Below are 19,600 nucleotides of genomic sequence, written 5' to 3'. Positions count from 1 at the left end.
TTTCATCTCACGGAGATATTACCCTTTCCCCTCAGTAGGACTCCAGGTATCCATCCGGCACGTCCGGACACTCGTACAGTAGATGTCCCTCGAGCGTGTACTGCGCCGCCATCGGGCCGTTCGCGGCCATGGCTGTCCCTTCTCGATTCAGGTTCCCATTGCAGTATGGACATCGGCCAGAGTCCTCTACGGATTTCCCGACAGGAAGTACTCTATCTCCCGACGAACGTTGTTCAGCGAGTGGTACGGGTACGACTGGCCGTGGATCGCATCACACTCGGCCTCGAGGATCTTCATCAGAAGCTCCAGCCCGTCATCGTCCAGCTGCGGGTAGTTCAACTGTGGCGGGTCGATATCCGAGAGCTCGGCGACCATCCACTCCCAGAGCTCCCGCTCATCGTCAGTCTTGGCGTTCCGATGGACGGCGCCGACCGCCTCCCAGACTTCACCACGACCGACGTTCCATTGGAGATGCCCGGAGTTGAGACGCTCCATCAGAGTCCCTCCAGGAAGTCGGCGAGCGCCTCCAGGTTCTCGATCTGTTCGTCGTTGGTGGCACACCACGGTCGCTCGCCACAGATCTTCACGAGCCAGGACTTCCAGGCCCGATCGTTGTAGTTCGTCTCGACCTTCACGACGTCCGATCGCTCGTGATTCGCCTCCTTGATGCCGTAGTACAGCGCGTCGGCCATGATGTCCGAGCAGCGGTTCTTGGACTCACGGAACACGAAGTACGCGTCGAGTGCGACGTCCATCGGGATCTCCAGATCGAGCTCGACCTTGCTGAACCGGGACGTGGTCGGCTTCGCCTGACCGCGCATCCGCGTGTGAGCAGCGTTACTCATCGTCCATCATCTCCTCGAGCGTCGGGCCGTCGTAGTTGATTGTCTCCCCTTTCACCATGCGATTGTACTCGTCTACCAGATCGTCGTCGACCGCCGCGAGTTTCTCGAGCTCGTCCTCCGTGAACCGGTAGCCTCCGGCGACCGCCGCGCGGACCATCGCCTTCGACTCGGTCGGCCAGTCCCGGTCAGTCGACTGGCGAGCCTTGAGCAGCTGGATGAAGATCTTCCGAGAGACCCGCCCAGCCGCCTCCAGCTTCTCATCGTCTGTCTGCTGGCGTTCGTCGTCACTCATCGACAGCCTCCACGTCGGTGTTCGCGTCGTCGGGGATCTTCTCGAGCAGTGTCTCGATCACGCCAGCCGCCGAGAGGTACACGGGGCGGGATGCCCCGCCGTCGACGCCCTGGACGATGCCGACCTCCAGGCCGACCGTCTCCAGGACCGCGTCGATCGCTTCCCCGTAGGTGTCGTATGCCTGTACCTCCGTTCCATCGTTGAAGATCACGAACTCGGTCTCCTCCTCGGCGCTGAGGAGCTCGACCAGCGTGATCGGGTCTTCATCTTCCATTGTCCTTCACCGATGATGGGCCATAGTTGAGGATGGCCGTCATTGAAACCTGCATCCGCTCTGCACTCCGCAGGCGGTGCTTATCGCAGTGTTTCTCCACGATCTCCTGCTGGCGATCGCCGTCGAGATAGTGCTCTGAGTACCAGCCGTCGCCGTACTCCTCCGGGTTGTCGAGTACGTCGTCGAAGTCCAGCGACGGTTCCGCCTCTGCGTACATCTCGCGGAGTGCGTCGAACGCCGCCGTCTCAGCGGCCTCACTCATCGTCATCCTCCACGATCTCACAGATCGCGTCGAACGGCACCTCGTCGACGGTGTCACCCTCCTGGTGCTCACCGTTCACTTCGTCGACCAGCACCAGGAACCGTACCTCTCCGTCTTGTTCGGTGACACCGAACATGAGACCAAGTCGGTCCTGCTCGCCAACGTGGTACGACACGCGCTCGGTGAACTCGAACCGGTGTTCATCCGACTCGACCGCAGTCCGCTCGACGAACGCCAGCTCCAACTCTGACGGCGGAACATTCGGCTCGGCCTCAAGTGCCTTCTCGACCGCCATCTCGTGGAGCACGTCGTCGTCGCACTCGAGTGGCGCCTCGACAGTCGTCTGGTACCAAATCGTCACGTCCGCGTCGGTGTACCGATTCAGCTCGACGTCGTACGTTGCCGTCCACTCAGACATCGAGCTCACCCTCCTTGAGCCGGCTGAGGTAGTCGATACGCGTCTGCATCGACTCGGCGAACCGCTTGGCCTGTCCCAGCGTGAGAAACTCCCCGCCGGGATCGGTCTTGACGACGATCTCCTGTTCTTCCTCCCTGACGTAGGTTTCAGGCATCGTCGTCCTCCTGCGGGCGGTCGAGGAACCACACGTCGATCGTGTCGCCCGAAACCTGCGGGTCGTGCAGCCGAACCTTCACCTGGTCCTCGTCGACGATCACCACCGATGCGGCCAGCTCTCCGTCGATGCGAACGTCGGCGTACTCCTCGCCGTTCACGTCGACCGTGATCGGATCGTCACTCATCGCGACGCTCCGTCAATCTCCTGGTCGTAGGTCTCCCAGGCGTCCGAGTCGGGATCGTGCCACTCCTCGGCCAGGTCACGGATTCCCGTGAGCGCGTCTTCGACTCGGTCAACGTCGTCGATGGCCATTGCCACCAAGCCGGCGTCGGCGAGACCGTAGATCACGTCCAGATCTTCGAACGCCCGCTGCTCGAGCGAGTCGTCCGTCTCGACCGGGAAGACGTAGGTACACTCACCCGCCGTCGTGGACGTACAGCCGTACTCGGCGAGGAGCTGGTCGAACGTGATGCCCGGATTCTCGGTGAGGTACGGGTCCTCGTGCGGGATCTCCAGCGCCGCCGTGTCGAACGGAAGCCGCGAGACCGACGTGTACGGGAGGATACCGTCTCCACCCGGACGAACGCTGACCAGTCCGAGCCGGTTGTCATTCTTCAAGTCCTGGAGCTGTTGCGGAAGCTCGGACATGCTCTGTGCGAGCGTCATCGTAACACTCCAACGTTTGGGGTCATGTCAGACTTCTTACCTTTGTTTATCATGTTTAATCGTGACAGTTCCTACATCTCGGAGTAGGAGTCCTCCGCGATCGCCTCGAGCTCCTTCTGGATCGCGCGCTTGAGACGGATTGTCGACTCCCAGGCACGGGCACCGTCACCATTCCCGTCGGCCTCGATGGTTACCTCGAACCGGTCGGGCCGAATGAGGCCGGCACTGGTGACTCGCTCTTCGATCTTCACGGGGGCACCTGCGCGTTCTCCAGCTTGTCGAGCAGGTCCTCCCAGGCGTCCACCCGATTCGGGTGGAGCTGGTCGTTCTCGTGGGCGATCTTGTCCTCGACGATCGAGATCGCTCGGGATCGCTCGGGCTCTTCGAGCTTCAGCTCGCCTGAGTCGCCCCAGTCCAGTCGTCGGAACAGGGACTCTGACTCGTACTTCACCCAGTTCGAGTACGGGTGACTGTTGAGCGTAGCTGCGTGGTGCAGATCGTACGCCTGCTCTCGCGAGACATCCTGGGCAACGAGCCGAGTCACGGCCGATCGCCTCCAGAATGAACTGCGGTCGATTCGTCTATCGTTTGCTGGCCGGGTCTCCAGGCCGGCCGGTCCTCCGTTCGCTTCATGCGTTGACGTCACCTCCGTCCCACGCCATGGGTCGAAGTGACATATGTAACTTCTCAGGGTAAAGAGATATAGTTTTCGTATTTCGTAGTCATTAGGGTTCATCCGGGTCTATGGGTTATTTCTATTACTACCAGACTACCGATATACTCAGTCTATCAGATGCCACCACAGGCGACAGCCTGAAAGCGGGTGTGTGCGTCACAGGAGGGCTGATCCTGGCGGAGCCTGACGAAACTGGGTTGTGGGGCGCTGATCGGGAGGGGGTTCGATACTTTCAAGTCAGGTGCATAGGTAATCAAAACTATCGTGGGTGCGCTCCACGCGACCTGTACGGTCCATAGGATAACCGAAGTATCTCACCGGGCGAAGGCCCGGGTGGAGACGATTTTCCGTCGCCTCCGTAATTGGGATCTCCGTACTGAGGAGCCCGTGAGACGGGACAACTGTCGACAACCGGGAGCTTCTCCAATACCGATCGAGGGCCTCGTCAGAAACCCTATTGCAGGGGGCACGGATGATTTCCATCGTGCTACCGCAGGATGGGCGGACGACACCTGGAGGGCCGGCCAGTCGGGACAGGTCAGTTAAACGCGTCCGAAAACCCTCGTCCTAAGGACGGGGGGTAGTAGGCGTTCAGTGAGAGAGTGATAGAATGCATAGTGAGCGGTACACACCTCTCGACAACGTGTGCCCTATAATTGAGGTCGTTCTCGGACGTACCTCACAAAAAGCTCTTTTAGGGGCTCCAATCAGGGGGGTGCAATTAAACCCACCCGGCTCTGCATGGAAACTGACAACATCGCGCACCGGCAACGGCGACGATCGACACCAGCATCACGCGCCATCGACGGACACCAGCACCGAGCTCCAGCGGACCGGTCGGAGTGGAAACGTCAGTCGGCGCATACGGCGCGCTTAACCGTCAACTCGTGACACTACACTTGAAAAACGGTGTCGGCTACAGCTGGTCTCAGTACCCGCCCCAGCGTCGCTTCTCCTCTCTGTGGCGCAGGTCCTCGAGCGACGGCATCGCTTCGTCTCGGCACTCGAAAGAGCAGTACTTGTCGAACCCGCGTCCCTGGTTCTCCACGCTACTCGCGAAACTGTTCGTGCAGCCCGCTCGCTTGCACTCGACTTCCATCAGTACTCGCCCTCCGCGAGCCGCTCCGCCGCCGCGCCGTTCGGCGAGACTGAGACGACGATCTCGTCGAGCTGCTGCTTGTACCGCGCCATATCGAAGCCGTTCGAGTTGGATTTTTGTTCCATCTCATCCTAATCTTGTCACGTAGCAGATATATAGGTTCTGGTCGTAATCGGCCCGTAGACAGCGTGAGACGTGCGTTTGTGAATTGCATAGCTGATTACGTGCAGAATAGTGGCGTGGACTGACGGCTGTGGTGGCACTGAACTCCTGTTCGGGGTCAGGGCATCTGTACGTACTGACACGTACATACGTACCCACACGTTACCGGGATGCAGCGACTTGCCGCGCGGGGTATCGGGCGAGAGCCGGTCAGTCCAGAACGGTCACGTTCGTTCCGAACTCCGGGACAGCGACGTTCCCACTCTCCGACTCCAGCGTCAGCGTCCCATCGGGCATCAGGTGAAACGACGGTCCCCCGGTCCGCACGGTCTCGAACGATCGATCCGCACCCAGCCGCGGTTCGACCTCCTCACACTCATCCACGCGTCCATCGTCGACGACGGTATCGAACTGCAACTCCATGGCGGTACGGGCCCGCGAAGGCCCTACTGCACCTCCAGCGTGAATCGGTCGCGGTAGCCTTGCATCGACTTCCCGTCAGGGCGCATGTTCACGATCTCGAGCTCCAGGTCGGCGGCGATCTGCTCGAGCTTCTCCTGCTGTCGCTCTGGCACGGACATCTCGATCCGGCGCTCCTTCTCGACTGGCACGGAGAACGGGAACTCGTTCACGAGGCTGCGGCGTTTCTTGGCGAGCTCGGCTCGGGTTGGGATTTTTTGTCCCATACTTCTTACTTCTCATCTGACAGATATATAGGTTTCTTTATCAGCGTTAGGCATGGAAACGAACGTGACGATCATCGGCGATCGGCGGGGCCCGGCGCTGAACCGACACACGACAACGTCGCCCGACGGCGACGCTACCCGCTCTACATCACTTCACATCTCTCCACCATCCACACTTCCCCCTTCCACTCGACATCTTCGACAGCGACTTGCTCCTTCGGCACCGGCATCTCCGACTTCCCGCGCGCTTCCCACATCTCCTCCCACTCGCGCTTCAGCACCACCGCGACACAGGCTGCATCTTCTTCGCCCGCGTCGTCAACAAGATCCACGCACACACTCGCCCAACTCACTTCACGACCCAACGCTTCGACTGGACCCTCCACAAAAGACTGGGTCGCCCACGCTCGCACTGCTTCTTCGTCATCCCGCAGCATCAACGACACGACGGCGGCGACGACATCATCGCTTCTCCACATCTGCTTCAGCGGCTCCGCGCTCTCGACTTCGCTCATCACGACATCGTCATCGCGCTCTGAATTGATTTTCCACGACGCTTCATCGCACTGCAACGCGACGACGACGTCATCTCTCACTTCTACTTCTTCTCCGTCTGGGTGGGATTTTGGTCCCATATCTTGAACTTCTCAGGGTACAATAATAAAGGTATGTCAGATTGCTGTAACTGCTGGTAATCTCCGGGCGTCGCATGGAGATCCGGGCGGTCGGTGGCGGGGCGCTGCGCGAAAGCGGAACTGCTCCGCCTACCCGTCGAACTCCTCGTACCGCAGCGACTCGCCGAAGCACGAGAACGGGGCACAGCTCATCCCGCTCGGCCCCTCGACTGTCGCACTGTTTCGGTTCACGCTCACGACTCGCACGACCTCCTCGTACTCCTCGTCGTACCACAGCGAGTCCTTGACTACCCGCTCGTCCGTTGGGTGGGATTTTTGTCCCATACTTCTATCTTCTCAGTATGCAGATATAAAGATTCTGATAACATTCCTCAGTCGAGGCGGGCCAGCAGTTTCCCGCGCGATCGCGTGCTGAACTGGGCTTGCTTCCCGTACGCCTCCTCCACCAGGTCAGTCCGGACCATCGCCGTCGCCCAGTACTCCTCGAGGCCCCGCGACGTCTCCCGCTCCGTGAACTCGTAGTCGTCGTGCTCCAGCCCGAACACGTGGCCGACCTCGTGCATGGCGGTGACGAGCTGATTCTCTCCGCGCGAGTACGCCTTCCCGATTCGGCGCCACTTGAGCTCGGCAATGCGTCCTGCTTCCGACACCCCGAGGCCCTGCTTGCCGTGTCCTGCGAGCTCCGGGTCGACGTCGCCCGTCAGGACGAGCACCCCATCCGCGTCGACGTCCTGGACACCCTGCTCGTACAGGTCGTCCCAGGTCTCGTGCATCCCGCCAGGCTCCTCGTACTCCAGCGTCCCACCGCGGCGCGTGCGGAATGCGTACGGCTCCGCCAGCTCGAGGTGCATGCGGACGAGGTCGATAGGCATGCTCTCCGGGACGCCCTGTTCGGCTGCTGTCTCGGCGACCGCGCTCGTCTGGTACACCACGACCTCGAACTTCGTCCGTCCCGGCTTCGGCTCGCTCCAGGCGTACTCGCTCGTGCTACGCTCGGCGTCGCGCAGCTCCAGCGAGTCGGCGTCCGTCGGCGATCCGCACGTCCTCCCACGCGGTACTCCCAGCAGTCCCGGCTCAGCCGCCGCGGGAACGCTCCCCGCCAGCGTCGCCGCCAGGCCAGCGCCGACTCCTCCCAGGAATCGGCGTCGCGTCGTTCGGGTGGGGATTTTTTGTCCCATATCTTAACCTACTCAGGATGCAAGTATAAAGATTCTGATAACAAGCGTACCGGAAACAAGGGTCGCGATCGACGGGGCGCGGCGGAAAAACGGAACGCGGGGCGACTACAGCAGCTCGCCTCGCAGGAACGCCTCGTGGAGCTCGGCATCGCGGTCACTCCACGTCAGTACTTCGACGGTGCCACGCTCGAGGCGGTCCTCGAGTTCCGCGAGGCCCATGACGATGCACTCGCCCTCTCGCACGATATCGACGCGGGTCACCAGCTGTTCACGGTTCACGACGATCCCCTCGTCGCGCTGCTCGAGGGGGTAGCCCACGTTGACGCTATCCACGACTCCCTCGCCCGCGCCCTCGAGGTGCAGGTGCTGACCCCGCGTGATTCGGGGGCGCAGGTCGATGGGCGGCTCGCTGTATTCCTCTCGGGTGGGATTTTTGGTTCCCATATTTTATCCTACTCTGGATACGATAATAAGTGTTGCTTTATCAACATGATGCATGCAGCGATCGCGCCGGGATACCGCGCCACGCCGCGCGGGGTAACGGCCTATCCGAGCGGGTGGCCCGCCCTGGCGCTCACTCCTCGACCGACGTCTCTGCGCTGGACATCCCGGACGGAACTCGGCTCGGCCAGGCGCCAGCCCTCCCACATGCGCCACTCGCTCTCGACCCAGTCGTACCACAGTCGGCCGGTCGTCCCGCACTTGCACTCCCAGCGGACGTCGGGCCCGATCTCCTTCTCCTCGCCCGGCCGCCGGCCCTCGAGCTCGTACGCGATCCGCGTCGCTCTGTCACAGCCGCCACACACCGCACTCTTCACCGGCATGCTCACCGCTCCTCCGTCGGGTGGCCTTTTCGTGCCATACTTTATCTTGGAGCCAAGCGAATGTAAATATGCCCTGACCGGCAAGAGCAGCCCGTGAACGGGGCGATCGTCGGTCGTCCGTACGTACACACGCGTCGGTACGTACGTACGCTGATCCGCAAGGCGACGGGGCCCGGCCCTAAACCGACCCACGACGACGGCGGCGACGACGCGTCGCGCGCTACTCGTCGCCCAACACGTCGCTCTCGCTCAGCCCGGCTTCGCTCAACACTTCTCTTTGCCACTCGCCCGTCGCTACCCACACGTCGTCTTCACTCAACGTCTCGCGCGTCACGACCCACTCTCGCCCTCCCGCTTCGACTTCGCCCATCTCGCTCGCCCACCCACTCACGTCTCCGCCCCACGGCTCCAACGACGTCGACATCGTCACGACGACGCTTCCCGCCCACGTCCCATCGACGGCGACGACGTCGACCCACATCTGCGCCCACGCGTCGCCCTCTACGCACTCCATCTGCGGCTTCGTCGCTCGCCCGACTTCTTCGTCCCGCAGCCCGACTTCACACGCTCGTCGCACGACGTCTTCGTCTTCCCACAACGACTTCAGCAGCGGCGCGTCGTCGCACAACGACAGCTTCTCGGCTTCGCTCACGTCGTCGCGACGCGCTACCCACACGTCACCGACTTCGACGTCGACTCGCTCGTCCCGCTCAGATGGATTTTTTGAATCCATAATTGATGATTGGTGTAAGCAGGTATAAGTGTATCTTTATCAACATGAAGCATCTCACCGGGTAACCGCGCCACGGCACGCGGGAGCCGGGCGGGTTACATCACCTCGGCCGCCACGGTGAACATCTTCAGTCCGCATGCCAGCACCAGCATGGCGACGACGATCGTTATCACACGCGCACCTCATCGACCTTCCCGTCGACGAGCACGACCGTTCCCATCACGGCCCCATCATCGAGCGCCTCGCGGATCGCGGCCTTCGCCCGGCGCATCCCCCTCGGCCCCTCCATCGCGTACGCGACTTCCTCGTCCCACACCAGCTCTCCCTCGCGCGGCTCCTCGAACCCGACGTACGTCCTCATGCGATCACCCGGACCCGGCGGACCCCATCGAGGCGCTCGACACCCTTCGCGCAGGGCGGGCACATGCGGAGCTCGTCGTGCTCCCACTGCGCCGGGTCGAACTCGACGACCCGCGTCCCCTCTTCCGAGCAGAACGGGTCGGCATTGCAACTCGCCATCAGTACAGCTCCTCCTTCCGCTCGCAGTCGTTGCACGTGACTGGCCCGTCGACCGCGGCTTCCTCGGCTACCGTCAGCGACTTCCCGCATCCAGCGTCGCACGAGACCGTCACCAGGTGCGCTTCCCCCGTCCACTCGACAGGGCTGTCTCGGTCGTACATCTCAGGCCCTCCGCTCCTCGCGCCATTCGCTGTACACTCGCTGGAACTCCTCGCTCGCCCCGCGGCAAATCGCCGCGTGCAGCTCGTGCACTGGCTGGCGGTTCGGGACGTCCGTCTCCGCGCACTCCTCCAGCTCGCGGGCCTTCTCGGCCAGCGCCAGGGCCAACTCGCCCGACTCGGCCACGTGGCCCAGCGTTATCTCGACAGTCGCGGTGGCCTCGTTGCCGTCGCTCTCCGCTCGGGATGGAATTTTTGGTTCCATACTTCTTGATAGGATGCATACAAGTATAAGTGTTTCTTTATCATCATAACTCATGTCCGCCACGTCGTGCGATTAGCGGCGTGCGTGCCGGATAGCCGAGCGGTGTCGCGCGGGGTGCGGAGCGGAAACAGGGGATATGGGCCCGGTCACAACCCGCAGACAGGGTCGAAATCCGCATCGAGTGTAGGGGTCATGCGGTGAGACGATGCTCGTCGAGCTCGCGATCGGAGTGGAAGCAATGGTCACGAGCGGCGGGGCGGTGCGGAAAAGCGTAACACGAGCCACCGTCCGTGGTGGCATGTGAGCCGTGTTAGGTCACGGCGTGAGGTAGCAATACCCGAAGTCGCCTTCCTCCATGTACTCTTTGATGACCGTGAGTCCCTCCCTCGACAGCAGCACGTAGGATTGGTGGTCCTTCCCCTCCGGCACGTCCCAGAGTTGTTGGTTGCGTGGGAGCCACGGCTCTTGGGCCTGCTTCATCGTCCGCTTCCGAAAGAATTGACCCGCTTTGGTGAGGGTCACTTCCCCGTCCTCCCACACCTCGTAGACGTGGGATGAGTCCGCGATTTTCGCTTGCCCCTCGTCGCTTGAGATGGGGGCAAGGTGATCCGCGAGGCGCTCCGCCAGCTCGTGGGTAGGTGTGAAGCTCATCGCTCGTCGTCCTCGTTGAGGTCCGAAGGCCACACACACTCGTCTCGCGCTCGCGCCATTTTCCGTTGCCGTAGGTGGGTCACGTAGTCCATTGTTCCGTTGGGTGAGGATTTTGGTCCTCATTCTATGATAGGAGGGAAGCGAGTATAAGTGTTTCTTTATCAACATGACTCATGAGAGAAACGCCGACGATCACCGGGTTGCCGCGCCGGGTCGCGGAGTGGAAATGGGGGTTCGAGCCGGCAAATATGAGACGCCCGAATCCGCGCGTGTGAGACGGTGAGCACAGGGCTCGAACGATCCGAATGTGGCCACAGGGGGTAGGAGTCATGCCGTCTGAAACTCGTCGACGTGTAGTGCCTGTGGATCTCACGTAGGCGAGTTGTATTCGCGTCCCAGTTCGTGCAGATAGTAAAATCCTCTACTAATCCGCGTTGGAGGTGACGGAGTGGACGGAGAGGAAACGACAGTCGACGGGGACGCGGCGGGAATGCGGAAGACGTCCGTACGTACAGACACGTACGTACATACACACGCGTCGCCGGAGGGGGCCCGAGCCGTCAGAGGTGCCGCGCCAGCACCCAGAAGGCCCCGAGCCCCGCACCGCACACGCCGAGCGCGATGAGAAGGCTTAGCATGAGCCCGCTTACCAGTGCAACTGGCCCATCTCGATCTCTTTTATTTCACCCACTCTCCACTCGTCGAAGAAGTCCGCGTCTTCCGCGACCTCGACGAGGCCAAATTCTCCGTCGGGTGAGATGTCCGTGAGGTGGCACTTGACTGACTCGAGGGCGATGCGCTTCTCGAGATCCGCGTCCCATTTCCAGAGGCCCACATTCACTTTCACTGGGGCCGCGAGGTTGCCGCTACTGCTCGAACCGCATTCCGCTGGGTGGGATTTTTGTCCCATATCTTATCCTTCGTTGGGTAGGGTAATAAGTGTTTACAGTTTAACATGAGGCATGTCGATGCCGTCTGTCGATTAGCGTGAGGAATTGCCGGGATGCCGCGCGTGGGCGCTTGATGCGGCAATAGTTTCTTACTTGACACAATTGATGTGCGAAGGGCTCGTACCTCTACTGGGGGAGTGGACTTGCGGTAACCGCAAGGGATACTCGAGCCTGGATAACAAGAACGCACTAACGCGGGCCCGGGATACGCGATTCTACACTAACGAGAACGCTCGACGTCAGTCCCACTTGTCGCGGTACTTCGACCCGACGTACGCGTGGCGCAGCGGGTCGAGCGGCACGAGATTGCTCGGACGGTTGTCTATCTTCCCGCCGTTGCGGTGATGCACTTCGGCGTCCTTCACAGCGTCGAACCCCCAGTACGCGACCATCACGAGGCGGTGGATTCGCACCGCCTTCCGCTCTATCTTCACGAGCTCACCCGTCTCATCGCGAACGGGACAGAACGACTCGACGATCTCGTAGCCCTCGTCGTCCTCGAGCACGTGGTTCGGCGGCTCGGTGTCTTCCCACGACGGGCGCCGGCCCTGGCGCTGGACTTCGATTTCGTCGTGCTTGTGCAGCCACGTCCGAATCGTCCGTTCACTACAACCCCACGCCTCGGCGACTCCTTCTGCTGACCCGTACTTCTCGTACGCCCTGGCGAGCGTTACGACGTTGCGCCACGGCTCTTCCATCAGTCTACTGGTACTATCTACGGAGCGATAACTCCGTCGGGCACGGGGCGGCGCGCAAAAGCGGAGCGCGCTCAATCCCAGTGCTCCTCCATCGGCGTTCCCGCGTACTTCGCGCGCATCTGCTGCTTCCAGTCGTCAATCACACCGACCACGATCTCATCGAGCGGGTCGTCGATGTGCGCGACTTCAGCCAGCTCACGCTGCGGGTCGAACACGGCGACCATCCCGTCCTCGGTGAGCTCGAGCTTCCCGTTCGGGAGCAGGCACATCTCGCCCTCGTCAGCGCGGCCCGCCTTCACCCGCGCCTTGAACCGGCGAATCTGCTCTTCGCGGTGGTACTCCGACGCGATCTCGCCGAACTGGTCGAACGCGTCCTCACCCTCGACCTCGCCGCGCACCGTCCCCTCGGGGTCACGGACCGCGAACCCTTCGTCGCCGTCGTACTCGAACCACCACACCGTGTCTTCCTCCCATAGCGGGTCGGGGTGCAGCAGCGCCTTCTCGACGACCTCGAACGTCGCTCCATCGTCCAGAACGTCGGCGTCGTATGCGAGGCTCTCGACTTCTTCGCGCAGCATCTCTATCTGGTGCTCGGGGTCGAACTCGGGCTCGACGTGCAGCAACTCCTCCAGCTCGGCGGGCGACATGTCGTTGAACGAGTCCATCGCCTCTTCCCGGTCGTCCTCGAAGCTCATCGGCCGAGCACCTCCACTTCGTAGACGCGGTTGCGCGGAATCTTCTTCACCGGGTTCTCGTTCTTGTCGTAGCCGACGATCCAGCCCGGGCTCAGGCTGTGGTGGACGAACTCGCGGGTCCGGACGTCGCCGCCGGGTCCCTCCCAGCGGACGAGCACGGGGCCGAACAGCTTACTCATCGTCCTCACCCCGCAGGACCCACTCGCCGTCTTCCTTCCGCCAGTTGCGGTCGTCGTTCGGGTTCGGCCGCTCGGTCCCACAGTCCGAGCAGCGTCGTCGGGACGGGACGTCGTGCGGGACCGTCGGGACGCGCCGGGCGGTCGTCGATCCGCACTCCGCACACCGACGCGGGGTGGCCCGCATCGCTCGGACCAGCGCCAGCTCAGTCATCGTCGTCCTCCTGCTGTTCGCGCATCTCCTTCAGCCGCGCGAGCTCGGTGCTCAGGTCCAGGCTCGTCGACTCGCTCCCCTCGTACCGCTGGCTGTTCACGCGTTCCGTCTCGGAATGGGTTTTTTGTCCCATATCTTATCCTTGGACTGGGGCGATAATAAATATATGTATTATCTGATAGGACTGCTGGTAATCAACAGACGTCGCAGGGTCGGCTTGTGTAGGATACTCTACTGACGATAACAAGCACTCGTGCCGGGAAGCCGCGCCACGGCGCACCGAAGCCGATGGCTCAGAACTGTGAAAGGGCGCCGGACCCCCAAACTGGGGGCCGGCACGGGTCTGCACGAGCCTCTGACCCGACTCACGTGACGCCGAAGCGCCTTGCCGAGCAGCCCGACGCGTGCTATCCCACCCGAACGGAACGGCACCATCTGGTGCCAGGCGACGGTAGGCTCCTTCACCCTATCAACCCATCGACTGGGCTAACGGGCGTCGAAGCCATGCGCCGTCGGGGAGTCGAACCCCGTACCCGTGACTACGGGCACCACCAAGGCGGCGTAACGATCCGGCGGGCTGGGTCAGGCTGTCGCGCCGGCCTGCTCCTTCGCCAGGTCGTTCAGCGGGACGATCCGCACGATCTCGGTGTCGGTCTGGTCACGCGCGTTCTCCTTCAGCTCGTCCCAGCGTGCCCGGACGTCGGCCTCGGTCTCGCCGTCGACGAGCACCCAGTCGTTCTCGTGCACATCCGACTCGTAGTGGACTTGCCACCACGGAGTCTCCGGGTGCGCTTCGGCGATCGCGCCGTACAGCTGGTGGATGGCGTGGCGGGACAGTCCCATCACTCCTCACCCCCGGACAGCGTGTAGACGATTTCATCTGGGTCGACGGTCACGTCCTTGAACGCCCCGAGCGCCCGGAAGATGTCGTCCTGCAACGGGTCGATGCGACTCGTCTCGGACCCGGTCACGTCGGCCACGCCCTCGAGGAGCTCGACCGCGTACTCGAGGCCCGCCCGCTTCCCCCGGCCGAAGTCGGACTGGCCGCCGACGTCCAGGCTCTCCGCCTCGGACTCGAGCGCGAGCTTCAGCATCGCCAGGGGCGTCATCGACTCCTCGACGATGTCGTACTCCGGGACGTCGAACCCGGCATCGCCACCCGTCTGGCGGATGAGGATATCGAGCTCGCGCCGGGCGACCTCCGCCGCGTCGGTCGGGACCGGCACGGGGTCGGTCATGTCGGTGGGCGCGATCACGACCTGCGCGATGTCGCCACCCCAGGTCTCGACGCGCTCGTCTCCCTTGTCGTAGACGTGGACCACGCGGCCGTCCGCGTCGACCAGCGCGAACTGCTCACTCATCGACGCTCACCTCGTGGTCGCAGTCGAGCACTTCATACGCGTGCCCGACCGCCCGTTCGAGCTCGTTCGTCTCCTGGCCGCCGGCTGCATCGTTCACCTCGTCCGCCAGGCACGCCAGCTCGCGGCGGCTGACCACGACCTGGTCGCCCCGGAGGAACACGCGGCGGCGGAACATCAGGTCGTCCCACATCCACGCGCCCCAGAGCTCCGCGATGTCCTCGTCGAACCCGCGCCCGTCGTACGAGTCACGCAGGTACGCCTTGCCGACCTCGATGTCGATGGACGTCACCTCCATCACTTCGCCGGTCTCGCCCGCCACGAAGGTCGGGTTCGCCGGGGAGACGTCGCCCAGGCCAAGGTCTTCGACCATCTGCTCATAGTTCAGTTCTCCACCGTCTGTCGTCGGGTAGTCGTCACTCATCGGTTTCTCCATTCGGGTGGACCGTGTTTTGCCGAGGTCCATTCTATTAGAGGTGTGATACGATATTAAGTGTTGCTATTTCGATACTATCGCTGATAATCGACAGACCCGGGTGAGACGAACGGTGGCCGCGGTCTGACACGGCGCAGGGCGGTGCGGAAAAGCGGCGTTACGGTCGCGGGGTCGACGCCTGTGGTGGCATGAGCTGGTCGGTGCCATAGTCCACCATCTCGATACAGGTCTGGACGGCTTCCGAGGCGGCATCGAGCGAGGCGTGCTCGTCGTCGAGCCACGTCTCTACGTCGCCGTCGGCATCCCACAGCTGGACGGTGTGTCCGGGCTCGGCGCTCCACATGACGATCGCGCCGGAGGCGTGTCGATACATCGCGGTTGCTGTGGCTGTCTTCTCGATAACGACGTCGTCGAGCTCCCACTCGGTCGAGAGGCGATCCGCGATGCAGCCCATCCGTTCGATGGCACCCATTGGTACTCACTCGCACGGTAGGCGACGGACACTTCATACAAGTTTTCGCGCGTCACCAGTCGAGGTACTCGAGCGCGGCGAAAAAGCCAGCGAGCCCGAGCGCGACGACGGTGAGCGCGATCGCGAGCTCGACTATAACGCTTCGGCCCTCTCCTGGCGTGCCCAGGCGGTGCGGATCTCGTCGAGCTCCATCGTCAGTTCGGCCGACGTCTTCTCTTCGGGCTGGATGCGTGCTCGCCGGATGCCGTCGGGGTCGAACACTTCGATAGCGGGGTGGCGACGACTGCGGGCGTGCTCGTCGTGCTTGCGAATCGTCATCCCGCGGTACGCGAACTCCTTCCCGCTGGGCACTCCGGGGAGCTGGCCCAGGATGTTTCGGACTTCTTGCACTCGGTCGGTCGGGTCACTCCAGGCCGTAATCGTCAGGTTGGCTGTTTCAGTCATGTCTCCAGATGGCCTCTGTTTCTGAGGTCCGTCCTATCCTTCTCTGGTATGGATAATAAGTATTTCTACTGTCTGACAAGTCAGGGATGTGAAAGTGCGTCTGTACATACACACGCGTCTGTACGTACGTACACGAATCGGTGACACGGGGCCGAAGCCCCGCCGCCGTCCGCCACTTACACCGAGTGGTGCAGCCCGACGAGCGGCGAGTGGCCACCTGGAGTGGGACGAGCTTACGGCCCGTCCAGGCGGTGATAGGCGACATCCGTACTTCACTCCAACGGAAGCACGGGTCGCCACGGCGTCGGGGCGGTTCGACCGCCAGCGTCACGCTGTCGATCCGACGCTCGTTCCGGATTGCTGCGCCACGGCCCGCCCGGAGGCGGAGCCGGTTCAGGCCCGGGCGTGCGGGACCCCGTGGTCGTACCGGCTGAACACGTCGGTCACGCCGTCCTTGCGAATCTCGTTCATCAGGTCGACGGCCGCCGGCTGGGTCGCGTCCAGGATGGCGCGGAACCGGCGGTGGAAGCCCGTCCCGTGGTTCGGCTCGCCGGTCGAGTCGTCCGTGTGCGCGAACTCGTGCGCCAGGATGCGCCAGAGCTCGAGAACGAGGACTTCCGACGCCAGCGCGCTGTAGGCGGTGTCGGTGATCGCGACGTACGTGTCGTAGTCGCTGTCTATCGAGTCGAGGTACTTCTGCGCGGCGGGCGAGACCTTGTCGGGGTCGGGGAGCGTCCAGGCGTTCGCGCTCGAGTCGTCGCCCGGCACGATCTCCCGGTTCAGGCTGTACGGGCTGTAGCCCGCCATCTTCTCGCGCAGGATGCGAGCCATCACCAGCGGCTTCGAGTGGAACTCCTCGAGCGGGAGCAGGTCGTAGCCGTTGCTGATGCCCTGGCTCGCCGCGGTCGCCTGCACGTTCTTCTCGGGCGGGAGCGTCAGCTGCTCGCGCTCGGCGCCGGCAATCAGCTCCTGGGTCGCCTTGTCGGTGACCATCAGGACTTGCTCGCCGTGGTCGGCCAGCTTCCCGCCCGCCTTGTCCGACTGGTCGGCGAACATCACGCGCTCGGCGCTCAGCACGTCGTCGATGGTCGTCATCTCGCCGTTCGCCTTCTTCAGCACTTCCCGGTCGCGGAACTCGTCGTGCCCTTCCCGGAACATGCGGACGATGGCGCGACGCCCGGCCTTCGAAATCTTGTCGTCGCCCACGTCGCTGAGGATGGACGCCCGCGCCTCGGCGAGCTCCTCTTCGACGTCGGCCCACACCTCACAGCCCGACGTAATCGAGTTGCGCGCGGTGTTCAGCGTCAGGTTCTTCTTCGTCACGACGGTGCCCGCCAGCCCCAGCCCGGAGTTCTCGGTGACGAAGAGCCCGGCGCTGTAGATGCGGACCCAGTCGAAGCCGGAGTGCTTCAGCACCATGTACGCGACGTCGGTGTCGACGATCTCGTAGTTGCCGTCCTGCTCGTCCTCGGGGCGCTTGTCCGAGATGCGCTCGCCGTTGACGTGGACTTCGGTGTCCTTCACCAGCTCCATGAACTGGAACCGGTCGACGAGGTCCTCCACGTAGTCGTCCCACTCGCTCGAGTCGGCGGCGGGCACTTCGTCCTCGTAGTGCTCTATCTCGACGCGGAAGCCCGAGACCGAGTCGTCCGTCTCGTACAGGCGGTAGTCGCGGTACCAGTTCTTCGCGTCGAACTCGACCTTCGAGCTCCCGCTCTGGGCGGTGACCTTGCCCTTCGCGAGGGCCTGACCGAAGCCGATTCCGAACTGGCCGATGGTCTCGTCGTCGCCGCGCTTCGTGCTCTTGCCGAGGTGGGTCAGGAACTCCCGGACCTTCTCGTCGGTCAGGTCCATGCCATCACCGTCGTCGGTGACCACCGTCCGCTCGGGCGTCACGTCGATTTCGACGCGGGTCGAGCCGGGCGCATCGAGCCCGTTCTGGGCCACCTCCCGGATGCCGTCCGGGAGCCCCTCGGCCTGGCTGAAAATCAGCTCGTCGATGATGCGCTCTTCGTCGACGCCAATCTGTCCCGTGCTGTACTCCGTCGTCTCTGCGTTGTCACTTGCCATCTTCTTCACTCCAGGTGACCTGAGTTTCCCCAGGGCCTATCCTATCATAGGGGAGATACGATATTAAAGATTTCTATTATCTGTCATGCGCCGGATTGCCGCACCACGGCGCGGTGAGGGGGCGACATGACAGGCGCGTGGGACGCCGATCCGCAGGACGACGGGGCCCGACGCAAAAGCGGAAGCCGGCTACTGGTGCGGCCCGAACAGCGGGTCCTCGTGCCAGCGCCGGTGGTGGCACTCCTGACTGCGTTGCCAGCGCCATGCCCGGACGAACTGGCTGAGCAGGGTCACGACGCGTAGTCGCGAATCACTTCGTGCTTCACCGGGTCCTGACCGAGCTCGCTCATCGCCTTCAGCGCAGCGTAGCGCGAGATGAATCCGCTGGCGACCTGGCGTTCATCGGCGGTCCCCGGGTGCTCGACGATCGCGAACTTCATCAGTCGACCCTCCGCGCGGTGACGTGCGATCCGCAGCCCTCGCACTTCATGTTCACACCCCACGGCCCGGGTGTCCCCCGCCACGTCTGGCGTTCTCCGCAGCAGGTGATTTCGTACGTGCCCACGCGACCGCCGCCAAGAACGGGCATCAGTTCTCCTCCTCGTCCTTCCGCTCCGGCGGGAAGACGGCCAGCACCTGGTCGAACGTCCCGTACGCGGCCTGGTCCTGTGCGTACTCGATGGCTTCGTCCAGCTGGTCGGGGCCGAACTCGCGCATCTGGTCCTGGTTCCACGCGTTGATTACCTCGTACCCGTCGTGCATCCCACGGTGCGGGCGCACCACGATGTAGCGCACCCGGCCGAGCGACAGCACGTTCTTGATGCCGTCGATGCTCGAAGCCATCAGTTCTCGACCTCCTCGTACAGCTCGCTCAGTTCAGGTACGGCGTTGTACCGCACAATCGCGACCTCCACGTCATCGTTGGTGAGCACCCAGCTCCCGCCGGCCCACCGCAGGTCGTCGAACTTGACCGTGACGTCGTCACCACGCAGGGCGTAGCGCGCGTCGTCGTCGAGTGACTCGGCGACTTCCATCAGTTCTCACCACCGTCGCGCTTCACCTGGCGCACTGTCCGGACGATCGCTTCGTTCCGAGCGTACGCGAGCGCGTGCTTGCACACGCGGTACTCGCCGTCGGCGATGAGGTCCTCGGTGTCCTTGCCCGTCGCACGGTTCTTCGGCGCCGCGTGGAACGCCATCGCTGGGCACGGCTCCCAGTCGTCGTCGACGTCGTCTTCGAGCGCGTGGAGGCACCACTTCGGGTTGCCCGATGCGTCGGTCACCACGTGGTACACGTGCGCGTCTGCGTCGTCCCCGTGCGAGGCGTTCCGCACCTCGACGTTGCCGCTCTCGAGGACGGTGAACTCGAACTCCTCCCACTTCGCGCGCTTCATCGTCGCGGCGTTGAACCCCACGACGTGCTGGGTCGGGTCGAAGTCGTCGACCTGCGTCAGCGGCTTCTGGGTGGTCTGTGCGTCAGTCGCCTGGGTCTGCTGTGTCATCTCTGGTCACTCTCCAGATGGCCACCGTTTTTCCTCGGTGTCCATTCTTTCATAGGAGTGATACGATATTAAGTATTTCTATTATC

At 62.9% G+C, this 19,600-nt stretch carries 42 protein-coding genes; all 42 read right to left on the bottom strand.

Annotated features, from left to right (window positions below; translation table 11 throughout):
* Positions 1 to 186: 186 nt before the first annotated feature.
* Positions 187 to 495, bottom strand: a complete 309-nt coding sequence (locus HUG10_RS21280) for a hypothetical protein (protein ID WP_179171696.1) — start codon at positions 493 to 495, stop codon at positions 187 to 189.
* Complete coding sequence (locus HUG10_RS21275; protein ID WP_179171695.1) at positions 495 to 845, bottom strand: hypothetical protein; 351 nt, start codon at positions 843 to 845, stop codon at positions 495 to 497. Before HUG10_RS21275 ends, HUG10_RS21280 begins: the two co-directional genes overlap by 1 nt.
* Positions 838 to 1,137 carry a hypothetical protein gene (locus HUG10_RS21270; RefSeq protein WP_179171694.1) on the bottom strand — a complete coding sequence of 100 codons (300 nt, stop codon included), beginning with the start codon at positions 1,135 to 1,137 and terminating at the stop codon, positions 838 to 840. Before HUG10_RS21270 ends, HUG10_RS21275 begins: the two co-directional genes overlap by 8 nt.
* Complete coding sequence (locus tag HUG10_RS21265; protein WP_179171693.1) at positions 1,130 to 1,411, bottom strand: hypothetical protein; 282 nt, start codon at positions 1,409 to 1,411, stop codon at positions 1,130 to 1,132. Before HUG10_RS21265 ends, HUG10_RS21270 begins: the two co-directional genes overlap by 8 nt.
* The gene (locus HUG10_RS21260) at positions 1,401 to 1,673 is read right to left on the bottom strand and encodes a hypothetical protein (RefSeq protein WP_179171692.1); all 273 of its coding nucleotides are present in this window, start codon (positions 1,671 to 1,673) and stop codon (positions 1,401 to 1,403) included. The genes HUG10_RS21265 and HUG10_RS21260 overlap by 11 nt, the downstream gene beginning before the upstream one ends.
* A complete protein-coding gene (locus HUG10_RS21255) occupies positions 1,666 to 2,091 on the bottom strand; it encodes a hypothetical protein (RefSeq protein WP_179171691.1) in 426 nt (141 codons plus the stop codon). Before HUG10_RS21255 ends, HUG10_RS21260 begins: the two co-directional genes overlap by 8 nt.
* Positions 2,084 to 2,245, bottom strand: coding sequence for a hypothetical protein (locus tag HUG10_RS21250; protein ID WP_179171690.1), 162 nt, complete (start codon positions 2,243 to 2,245; stop codon positions 2,084 to 2,086). The genes HUG10_RS21255 and HUG10_RS21250 overlap by 8 nt, the downstream gene beginning before the upstream one ends.
* On the bottom strand, positions 2,238 to 2,432 hold the full coding sequence (locus HUG10_RS21245) for a hypothetical protein (protein ID WP_179171689.1): 195 nt from the start codon (positions 2,430 to 2,432) through the stop codon (positions 2,238 to 2,240). The genes HUG10_RS21250 and HUG10_RS21245 overlap by 8 nt, the downstream gene beginning before the upstream one ends.
* Entirely contained in the window at positions 2,429 to 2,914 is a 486-nt protein-coding gene (locus HUG10_RS21240; RefSeq protein ID WP_179171688.1) for a hypothetical protein, read from the bottom strand. The genes HUG10_RS21245 and HUG10_RS21240 overlap by 4 nt, the downstream gene beginning before the upstream one ends.
* A 71-nt stretch (positions 2,915 to 2,985) precedes the next feature.
* Positions 2,986 to 3,165, bottom strand: coding sequence for a hypothetical protein (locus HUG10_RS21235; RefSeq protein ID WP_179171687.1), 180 nt, complete (start codon positions 3,163 to 3,165; stop codon positions 2,986 to 2,988).
* Complete coding sequence (locus HUG10_RS21230) at positions 3,162 to 3,458, bottom strand: hypothetical protein (RefSeq protein WP_179171686.1); 297 nt, start codon at positions 3,456 to 3,458, stop codon at positions 3,162 to 3,164. The genes HUG10_RS21235 and HUG10_RS21230 overlap by 4 nt, the downstream gene beginning before the upstream one ends.
* Positions 3,459 to 4,518: 1,060 nt before the next feature.
* Entirely contained in the window at positions 4,519 to 4,689 is a 171-nt protein-coding gene (locus HUG10_RS21225; protein WP_179171685.1) for a hypothetical protein, read from the bottom strand.
* Positions 4,689 to 4,814: a hypothetical protein gene (locus HUG10_RS22075; protein ID WP_281375747.1), complete on the bottom strand. Its 126-nt coding sequence runs from the start codon at positions 4,812 to 4,814 to the stop codon at positions 4,689 to 4,691. Before HUG10_RS22075 ends, HUG10_RS21225 begins: the two co-directional genes overlap by 1 nt.
* A gap of 247 nt (positions 4,815 to 5,061) precedes the next feature.
* Positions 5,062 to 5,274 carry a hypothetical protein gene (locus HUG10_RS21220; protein ID WP_179171684.1) on the bottom strand — a complete coding sequence of 71 codons (213 nt, stop codon included), beginning with the start codon at positions 5,272 to 5,274 and terminating at the stop codon, positions 5,062 to 5,064.
* Positions 5,275 to 5,297: 23 nt separating this feature from the next.
* Entirely contained in the window at positions 5,298 to 5,537 is a 240-nt protein-coding gene (locus tag HUG10_RS21215; protein ID WP_179171683.1) for a hypothetical protein, read from the bottom strand.
* 143 nt (positions 5,538 to 5,680) lie between these two features.
* The gene (locus HUG10_RS21210; RefSeq protein WP_179171682.1) at positions 5,681 to 6,172 is read right to left on the bottom strand and encodes a hypothetical protein; all 492 of its coding nucleotides are present in this window, start codon (positions 6,170 to 6,172) and stop codon (positions 5,681 to 5,683) included.
* Between the two features lie 129 nt (positions 6,173 to 6,301).
* On the bottom strand, positions 6,302 to 6,496 hold the full coding sequence (locus HUG10_RS21205; RefSeq protein WP_179171681.1) for a hypothetical protein: 195 nt from the start codon (positions 6,494 to 6,496) through the stop codon (positions 6,302 to 6,304).
* Between the two features lie 47 nt (positions 6,497 to 6,543).
* Entirely contained in the window at positions 6,544 to 7,350 is an 807-nt protein-coding gene (locus tag HUG10_RS21200; RefSeq protein WP_179171680.1) for a zinc metalloprotease, read from the bottom strand.
* Positions 7,351 to 7,455: 105 nt separating this feature from the next.
* Complete coding sequence (locus HUG10_RS21195; RefSeq protein WP_179171679.1) at positions 7,456 to 7,794, bottom strand: hypothetical protein; 339 nt, start codon at positions 7,792 to 7,794, stop codon at positions 7,456 to 7,458.
* 101 nt (positions 7,795 to 7,895) lie between these two features.
* The gene (locus tag HUG10_RS21190; RefSeq protein WP_179171678.1) at positions 7,896 to 8,174 is read right to left on the bottom strand and encodes a hypothetical protein; all 279 of its coding nucleotides are present in this window, start codon (positions 8,172 to 8,174) and stop codon (positions 7,896 to 7,898) included.
* Positions 8,175 to 8,394: 220 nt separating this feature from the next.
* Positions 8,395 to 8,907: a hypothetical protein gene (locus HUG10_RS21185; RefSeq protein WP_179171677.1), complete on the bottom strand. Its 513-nt coding sequence runs from the start codon at positions 8,905 to 8,907 to the stop codon at positions 8,395 to 8,397.
* Between the two features lie 169 nt (positions 8,908 to 9,076).
* Positions 9,077 to 9,268 carry a hypothetical protein gene (locus tag HUG10_RS21180; RefSeq protein ID WP_179171676.1) on the bottom strand — a complete coding sequence of 64 codons (192 nt, stop codon included), beginning with the start codon at positions 9,266 to 9,268 and terminating at the stop codon, positions 9,077 to 9,079.
* On the bottom strand, positions 9,265 to 9,426 hold the full coding sequence (locus HUG10_RS21175; protein ID WP_179171675.1) for a hypothetical protein: 162 nt from the start codon (positions 9,424 to 9,426) through the stop codon (positions 9,265 to 9,267). Before HUG10_RS21175 ends, HUG10_RS21180 begins: the two co-directional genes overlap by 4 nt.
* Entirely contained in the window at positions 9,426 to 9,587 is a 162-nt protein-coding gene (locus HUG10_RS21170) for a hypothetical protein (RefSeq protein ID WP_179171674.1), read from the bottom strand. The genes HUG10_RS21175 and HUG10_RS21170 overlap by 1 nt, the downstream gene beginning before the upstream one ends.
* Before the next feature lies 1 nt (position 9,588).
* Positions 9,589 to 9,849, bottom strand: a complete 261-nt coding sequence (locus tag HUG10_RS21165) for a hypothetical protein (RefSeq protein WP_179171673.1) — start codon at positions 9,847 to 9,849, stop codon at positions 9,589 to 9,591.
* Positions 9,850 to 10,164: 315 nt separating this feature from the next.
* Positions 10,165 to 10,500 (bottom strand): hypothetical protein, encoded by a 336-nt coding sequence (locus HUG10_RS21160; protein WP_179171672.1) that lies wholly within the window; start codon positions 10,498 to 10,500, stop codon positions 10,165 to 10,167.
* A gap of 646 nt (positions 10,501 to 11,146) precedes the next feature.
* Positions 11,147 to 11,410: a hypothetical protein gene (locus tag HUG10_RS21155; protein ID WP_179171671.1), complete on the bottom strand. Its 264-nt coding sequence runs from the start codon at positions 11,408 to 11,410 to the stop codon at positions 11,147 to 11,149.
* A 279-nt stretch (positions 11,411 to 11,689) separates the two neighbouring features.
* The gene (locus HUG10_RS21150) at positions 11,690 to 12,148 is read right to left on the bottom strand and encodes an HNH endonuclease signature motif containing protein (protein WP_179171670.1); all 459 of its coding nucleotides are present in this window, start codon (positions 12,146 to 12,148) and stop codon (positions 11,690 to 11,692) included.
* A 71-nt stretch (positions 12,149 to 12,219) separates the two neighbouring features.
* The gene (locus tag HUG10_RS21145) at positions 12,220 to 12,843 is read right to left on the bottom strand and encodes a hypothetical protein (protein ID WP_179171669.1); all 624 of its coding nucleotides are present in this window, start codon (positions 12,841 to 12,843) and stop codon (positions 12,220 to 12,222) included.
* The gene (locus HUG10_RS21140; RefSeq protein ID WP_179171668.1) at positions 12,840 to 13,022 is read right to left on the bottom strand and encodes a hypothetical protein; all 183 of its coding nucleotides are present in this window, start codon (positions 13,020 to 13,022) and stop codon (positions 12,840 to 12,842) included. Before HUG10_RS21140 ends, HUG10_RS21145 begins: the two co-directional genes overlap by 4 nt.
* The gene (locus HUG10_RS21135) at positions 13,015 to 13,233 is read right to left on the bottom strand and encodes a hypothetical protein (RefSeq protein WP_179171667.1); all 219 of its coding nucleotides are present in this window, start codon (positions 13,231 to 13,233) and stop codon (positions 13,015 to 13,017) included. The genes HUG10_RS21140 and HUG10_RS21135 overlap by 8 nt, the downstream gene beginning before the upstream one ends.
* The gene (locus tag HUG10_RS21130; RefSeq protein WP_179171666.1) at positions 13,226 to 13,366 is read right to left on the bottom strand and encodes a hypothetical protein; all 141 of its coding nucleotides are present in this window, start codon (positions 13,364 to 13,366) and stop codon (positions 13,226 to 13,228) included. Before HUG10_RS21130 ends, HUG10_RS21135 begins: the two co-directional genes overlap by 8 nt.
* Before the next feature lie 449 nt (positions 13,367 to 13,815).
* Positions 13,816 to 14,076 carry a hypothetical protein gene (locus HUG10_RS21125; protein ID WP_179171665.1) on the bottom strand — a complete coding sequence of 87 codons (261 nt, stop codon included), beginning with the start codon at positions 14,074 to 14,076 and terminating at the stop codon, positions 13,816 to 13,818.
* Entirely contained in the window at positions 14,076 to 14,594 is a 519-nt protein-coding gene (locus HUG10_RS21120; RefSeq protein ID WP_179171664.1) for a hypothetical protein, read from the bottom strand. Before HUG10_RS21120 ends, HUG10_RS21125 begins: the two co-directional genes overlap by 1 nt.
* Complete coding sequence (locus tag HUG10_RS21115) at positions 14,587 to 15,015, bottom strand: hypothetical protein (protein WP_179171663.1); 429 nt, start codon at positions 15,013 to 15,015, stop codon at positions 14,587 to 14,589. The genes HUG10_RS21120 and HUG10_RS21115 overlap by 8 nt, the downstream gene beginning before the upstream one ends.
* A 169-nt stretch (positions 15,016 to 15,184) precedes the next feature.
* Complete coding sequence (locus HUG10_RS21110; protein WP_179171662.1) at positions 15,185 to 15,499, bottom strand: hypothetical protein; 315 nt, start codon at positions 15,497 to 15,499, stop codon at positions 15,185 to 15,187.
* Between the two features lie 132 nt (positions 15,500 to 15,631).
* Complete coding sequence (locus tag HUG10_RS21105; RefSeq protein WP_179171661.1) at positions 15,632 to 15,889, bottom strand: hypothetical protein; 258 nt, start codon at positions 15,887 to 15,889, stop codon at positions 15,632 to 15,634.
* A 447-nt stretch (positions 15,890 to 16,336) separates the two neighbouring features.
* Positions 16,337 to 18,013: an ATP-binding protein gene (locus tag HUG10_RS21100; protein ID WP_179171660.1), complete on the bottom strand. Its 1,677-nt coding sequence runs from the start codon at positions 18,011 to 18,013 to the stop codon at positions 16,337 to 16,339.
* 290 nt (positions 18,014 to 18,303) lie between these two features.
* Complete coding sequence (locus HUG10_RS21095) at positions 18,304 to 18,453, bottom strand: hypothetical protein (RefSeq protein ID WP_179171659.1); 150 nt, start codon at positions 18,451 to 18,453, stop codon at positions 18,304 to 18,306.
* Between the two features lie 148 nt (positions 18,454 to 18,601).
* Positions 18,602 to 18,856 carry a hypothetical protein gene (locus HUG10_RS21090; RefSeq protein ID WP_179171658.1) on the bottom strand — a complete coding sequence of 85 codons (255 nt, stop codon included), beginning with the start codon at positions 18,854 to 18,856 and terminating at the stop codon, positions 18,602 to 18,604.
* Complete coding sequence (locus HUG10_RS21085) at positions 18,856 to 19,047, bottom strand: hypothetical protein (protein WP_179171657.1); 192 nt, start codon at positions 19,045 to 19,047, stop codon at positions 18,856 to 18,858. Before HUG10_RS21085 ends, HUG10_RS21090 begins: the two co-directional genes overlap by 1 nt.
* Positions 19,047 to 19,514 carry a hypothetical protein gene (locus tag HUG10_RS21080; protein WP_179171656.1) on the bottom strand — a complete coding sequence of 156 codons (468 nt, stop codon included), beginning with the start codon at positions 19,512 to 19,514 and terminating at the stop codon, positions 19,047 to 19,049. The genes HUG10_RS21085 and HUG10_RS21080 overlap by 1 nt, the downstream gene beginning before the upstream one ends.
* Between the last annotated feature and the right edge of the window lie 86 nt (positions 19,515 to 19,600).

Origin of the sequence: Halorarum halophilum (genome assembly GCF_013401515.1) — an archaeon.
In the GTDB taxonomy this organism is placed as follows: Archaea; Halobacteriota; Halobacteria; order Halobacteriales; family Haloferacaceae; genus Halorarum; species Halorarum halophilum.
This window is presented reverse-complemented; position numbering and strand designations above follow the sequence as displayed.

Excerpts from the sequence above, each read along its gene's own strand:
- HUG10_RS21280 (WP_179171696.1), bottom strand. The coding sequence starts at position 495 with ATGGAGCGTCTCAACTCCGGGCATCTCCAATGGAACGTCGGTCGTGGT.
- HUG10_RS21275 (WP_179171695.1), bottom strand. The coding sequence starts at position 845 with ATGAGTAACGCTGCTCACACGCGGATGCGCGGTCAGGCGAAGCCGACC.
- HUG10_RS21270 (WP_179171694.1), bottom strand. The coding sequence starts at position 1,137 with ATGAGTGACGACGAACGCCAGCAGACAGACGATGAGAAGCTGGAGGCG.
- HUG10_RS21265 (WP_179171693.1), bottom strand. The coding sequence starts at position 1,411 with ATGGAAGATGAAGACCCGATCACGCTGGTCGAGCTCCTCAGCGCCGAG.
- HUG10_RS21260 (WP_179171692.1), bottom strand. The coding sequence starts at position 1,673 with ATGAGTGAGGCCGCTGAGACGGCGGCGTTCGACGCACTCCGCGAGATG.
- HUG10_RS21255 (WP_179171691.1), bottom strand. The coding sequence starts at position 2,091 with ATGTCTGAGTGGACGGCAACGTACGACGTCGAGCTGAATCGGTACACC.
- HUG10_RS21250 (WP_179171690.1), bottom strand. The coding sequence starts at position 2,245 with ATGCCTGAAACCTACGTCAGGGAGGAAGAACAGGAGATCGTCGTCAAG.
- HUG10_RS21245 (WP_179171689.1), bottom strand. The coding sequence starts at position 2,432 with ATGAGTGACGATCCGATCACGGTCGACGTGAACGGCGAGGAGTACGCC.
- HUG10_RS21240 (WP_179171688.1), bottom strand. The coding sequence starts at position 2,914 with ATGACGCTCGCACAGAGCATGTCCGAGCTTCCGCAACAGCTCCAGGAC.
- HUG10_RS21225 (WP_179171685.1), bottom strand. The coding sequence starts at position 4,689 with ATGGAAGTCGAGTGCAAGCGAGCGGGCTGCACGAACAGTTTCGCGAGT.
- HUG10_RS22075 (WP_281375747.1), bottom strand. The coding sequence starts at position 4,814 with ATGGAACAAAAATCCAACTCGAACGGCTTCGATATGGCGCGGTACAAG.
- HUG10_RS21220 (WP_179171684.1), bottom strand. The coding sequence starts at position 5,274 with ATGGAGTTGCAGTTCGATACCGTCGTCGACGATGGACGCGTGGATGAG.
- HUG10_RS21215 (WP_179171683.1), bottom strand. The coding sequence starts at position 5,537 with ATGGGACAAAAAATCCCAACCCGAGCCGAGCTCGCCAAGAAACGCCGC.
- HUG10_RS21210 (WP_179171682.1), bottom strand. The coding sequence starts at position 6,172 with ATGGGACCAAAATCCCACCCAGACGGAGAAGAAGTAGAAGTGAGAGAT.
- HUG10_RS21205 (WP_179171681.1), bottom strand. The coding sequence starts at position 6,496 with ATGGGACAAAAATCCCACCCAACGGACGAGCGGGTAGTCAAGGACTCG.
- HUG10_RS21200 (WP_179171680.1), bottom strand. The coding sequence starts at position 7,350 with ATGGGACAAAAAATCCCCACCCGAACGACGCGACGCCGATTCCTGGGA.
- HUG10_RS21195 (WP_179171679.1), bottom strand. The coding sequence starts at position 7,794 with ATGGGAACCAAAAATCCCACCCGAGAGGAATACAGCGAGCCGCCCATC.
- HUG10_RS21190 (WP_179171678.1), bottom strand. The coding sequence starts at position 8,174 with ATGCCGGTGAAGAGTGCGGTGTGTGGCGGCTGTGACAGAGCGACGCGG.
- HUG10_RS21185 (WP_179171677.1), bottom strand. The coding sequence starts at position 8,907 with ATGGATTCAAAAAATCCATCTGAGCGGGACGAGCGAGTCGACGTCGAA.
- HUG10_RS21180 (WP_179171676.1), bottom strand. The coding sequence starts at position 9,268 with ATGAGGACGTACGTCGGGTTCGAGGAGCCGCGCGAGGGAGAGCTGGTG.
- HUG10_RS21175 (WP_179171675.1), bottom strand. The coding sequence starts at position 9,426 with ATGGCGAGTTGCAATGCCGACCCGTTCTGCTCGGAAGAGGGGACGCGG.
- HUG10_RS21170 (WP_179171674.1), bottom strand. The coding sequence starts at position 9,587 with ATGTACGACCGAGACAGCCCTGTCGAGTGGACGGGGGAAGCGCACCTG.
- HUG10_RS21165 (WP_179171673.1), bottom strand. The coding sequence starts at position 9,849 with ATGGAACCAAAAATTCCATCCCGAGCGGAGAGCGACGGCAACGAGGCC.
- HUG10_RS21160 (WP_179171672.1), bottom strand. The coding sequence starts at position 10,500 with ATGAGCTTCACACCTACCCACGAGCTGGCGGAGCGCCTCGCGGATCAC.
- HUG10_RS21155 (WP_179171671.1), bottom strand. The coding sequence starts at position 11,410 with ATGGGACAAAAATCCCACCCAGCGGAATGCGGTTCGAGCAGTAGCGGC.
- HUG10_RS21150 (WP_179171670.1), bottom strand. The coding sequence starts at position 12,148 with ATGGAAGAGCCGTGGCGCAACGTCGTAACGCTCGCCAGGGCGTACGAG.
- HUG10_RS21145 (WP_179171669.1), bottom strand. The coding sequence starts at position 12,843 with ATGAGCTTCGAGGACGACCGGGAAGAGGCGATGGACTCGTTCAACGAC.
- HUG10_RS21140 (WP_179171668.1), bottom strand. The coding sequence starts at position 13,022 with ATGAGTAAGCTGTTCGGCCCCGTGCTCGTCCGCTGGGAGGGACCCGGC.
- HUG10_RS21135 (WP_179171667.1), bottom strand. The coding sequence starts at position 13,233 with ATGACTGAGCTGGCGCTGGTCCGAGCGATGCGGGCCACCCCGCGTCGG.
- HUG10_RS21130 (WP_179171666.1), bottom strand. The coding sequence starts at position 13,366 with ATGGGACAAAAAACCCATTCCGAGACGGAACGCGTGAACAGCCAGCGG.
- HUG10_RS21125 (WP_179171665.1), bottom strand. The coding sequence starts at position 14,076 with ATGGGACTGTCCCGCCACGCCATCCACCAGCTGTACGGCGCGATCGCC.
- HUG10_RS21120 (WP_179171664.1), bottom strand. The coding sequence starts at position 14,594 with ATGAGTGAGCAGTTCGCGCTGGTCGACGCGGACGGCCGCGTGGTCCAC.
- HUG10_RS21115 (WP_179171663.1), bottom strand. The coding sequence starts at position 15,015 with ATGAGTGACGACTACCCGACGACAGACGGTGGAGAACTGAACTATGAG.
- HUG10_RS21110 (WP_179171662.1), bottom strand. The coding sequence starts at position 15,499 with ATGGGTGCCATCGAACGGATGGGCTGCATCGCGGATCGCCTCTCGACC.
- HUG10_RS21100 (WP_179171660.1), bottom strand. The coding sequence starts at position 18,013 with ATGGCAAGTGACAACGCAGAGACGACGGAGTACAGCACGGGACAGATT.
- HUG10_RS21095 (WP_179171659.1), bottom strand. The coding sequence starts at position 18,453 with ATGAAGTTCGCGATCGTCGAGCACCCGGGGACCGCCGATGAACGCCAG.
- HUG10_RS21090 (WP_179171658.1), bottom strand. The coding sequence starts at position 18,856 with ATGGCTTCGAGCATCGACGGCATCAAGAACGTGCTGTCGCTCGGCCGG.
- HUG10_RS21085 (WP_179171657.1), bottom strand. The coding sequence starts at position 19,047 with ATGGAAGTCGCCGAGTCACTCGACGACGACGCGCGCTACGCCCTGCGT.
- HUG10_RS21080 (WP_179171656.1), bottom strand. The coding sequence starts at position 19,514 with ATGACACAGCAGACCCAGGCGACTGACGCACAGACCACCCAGAAGCCG.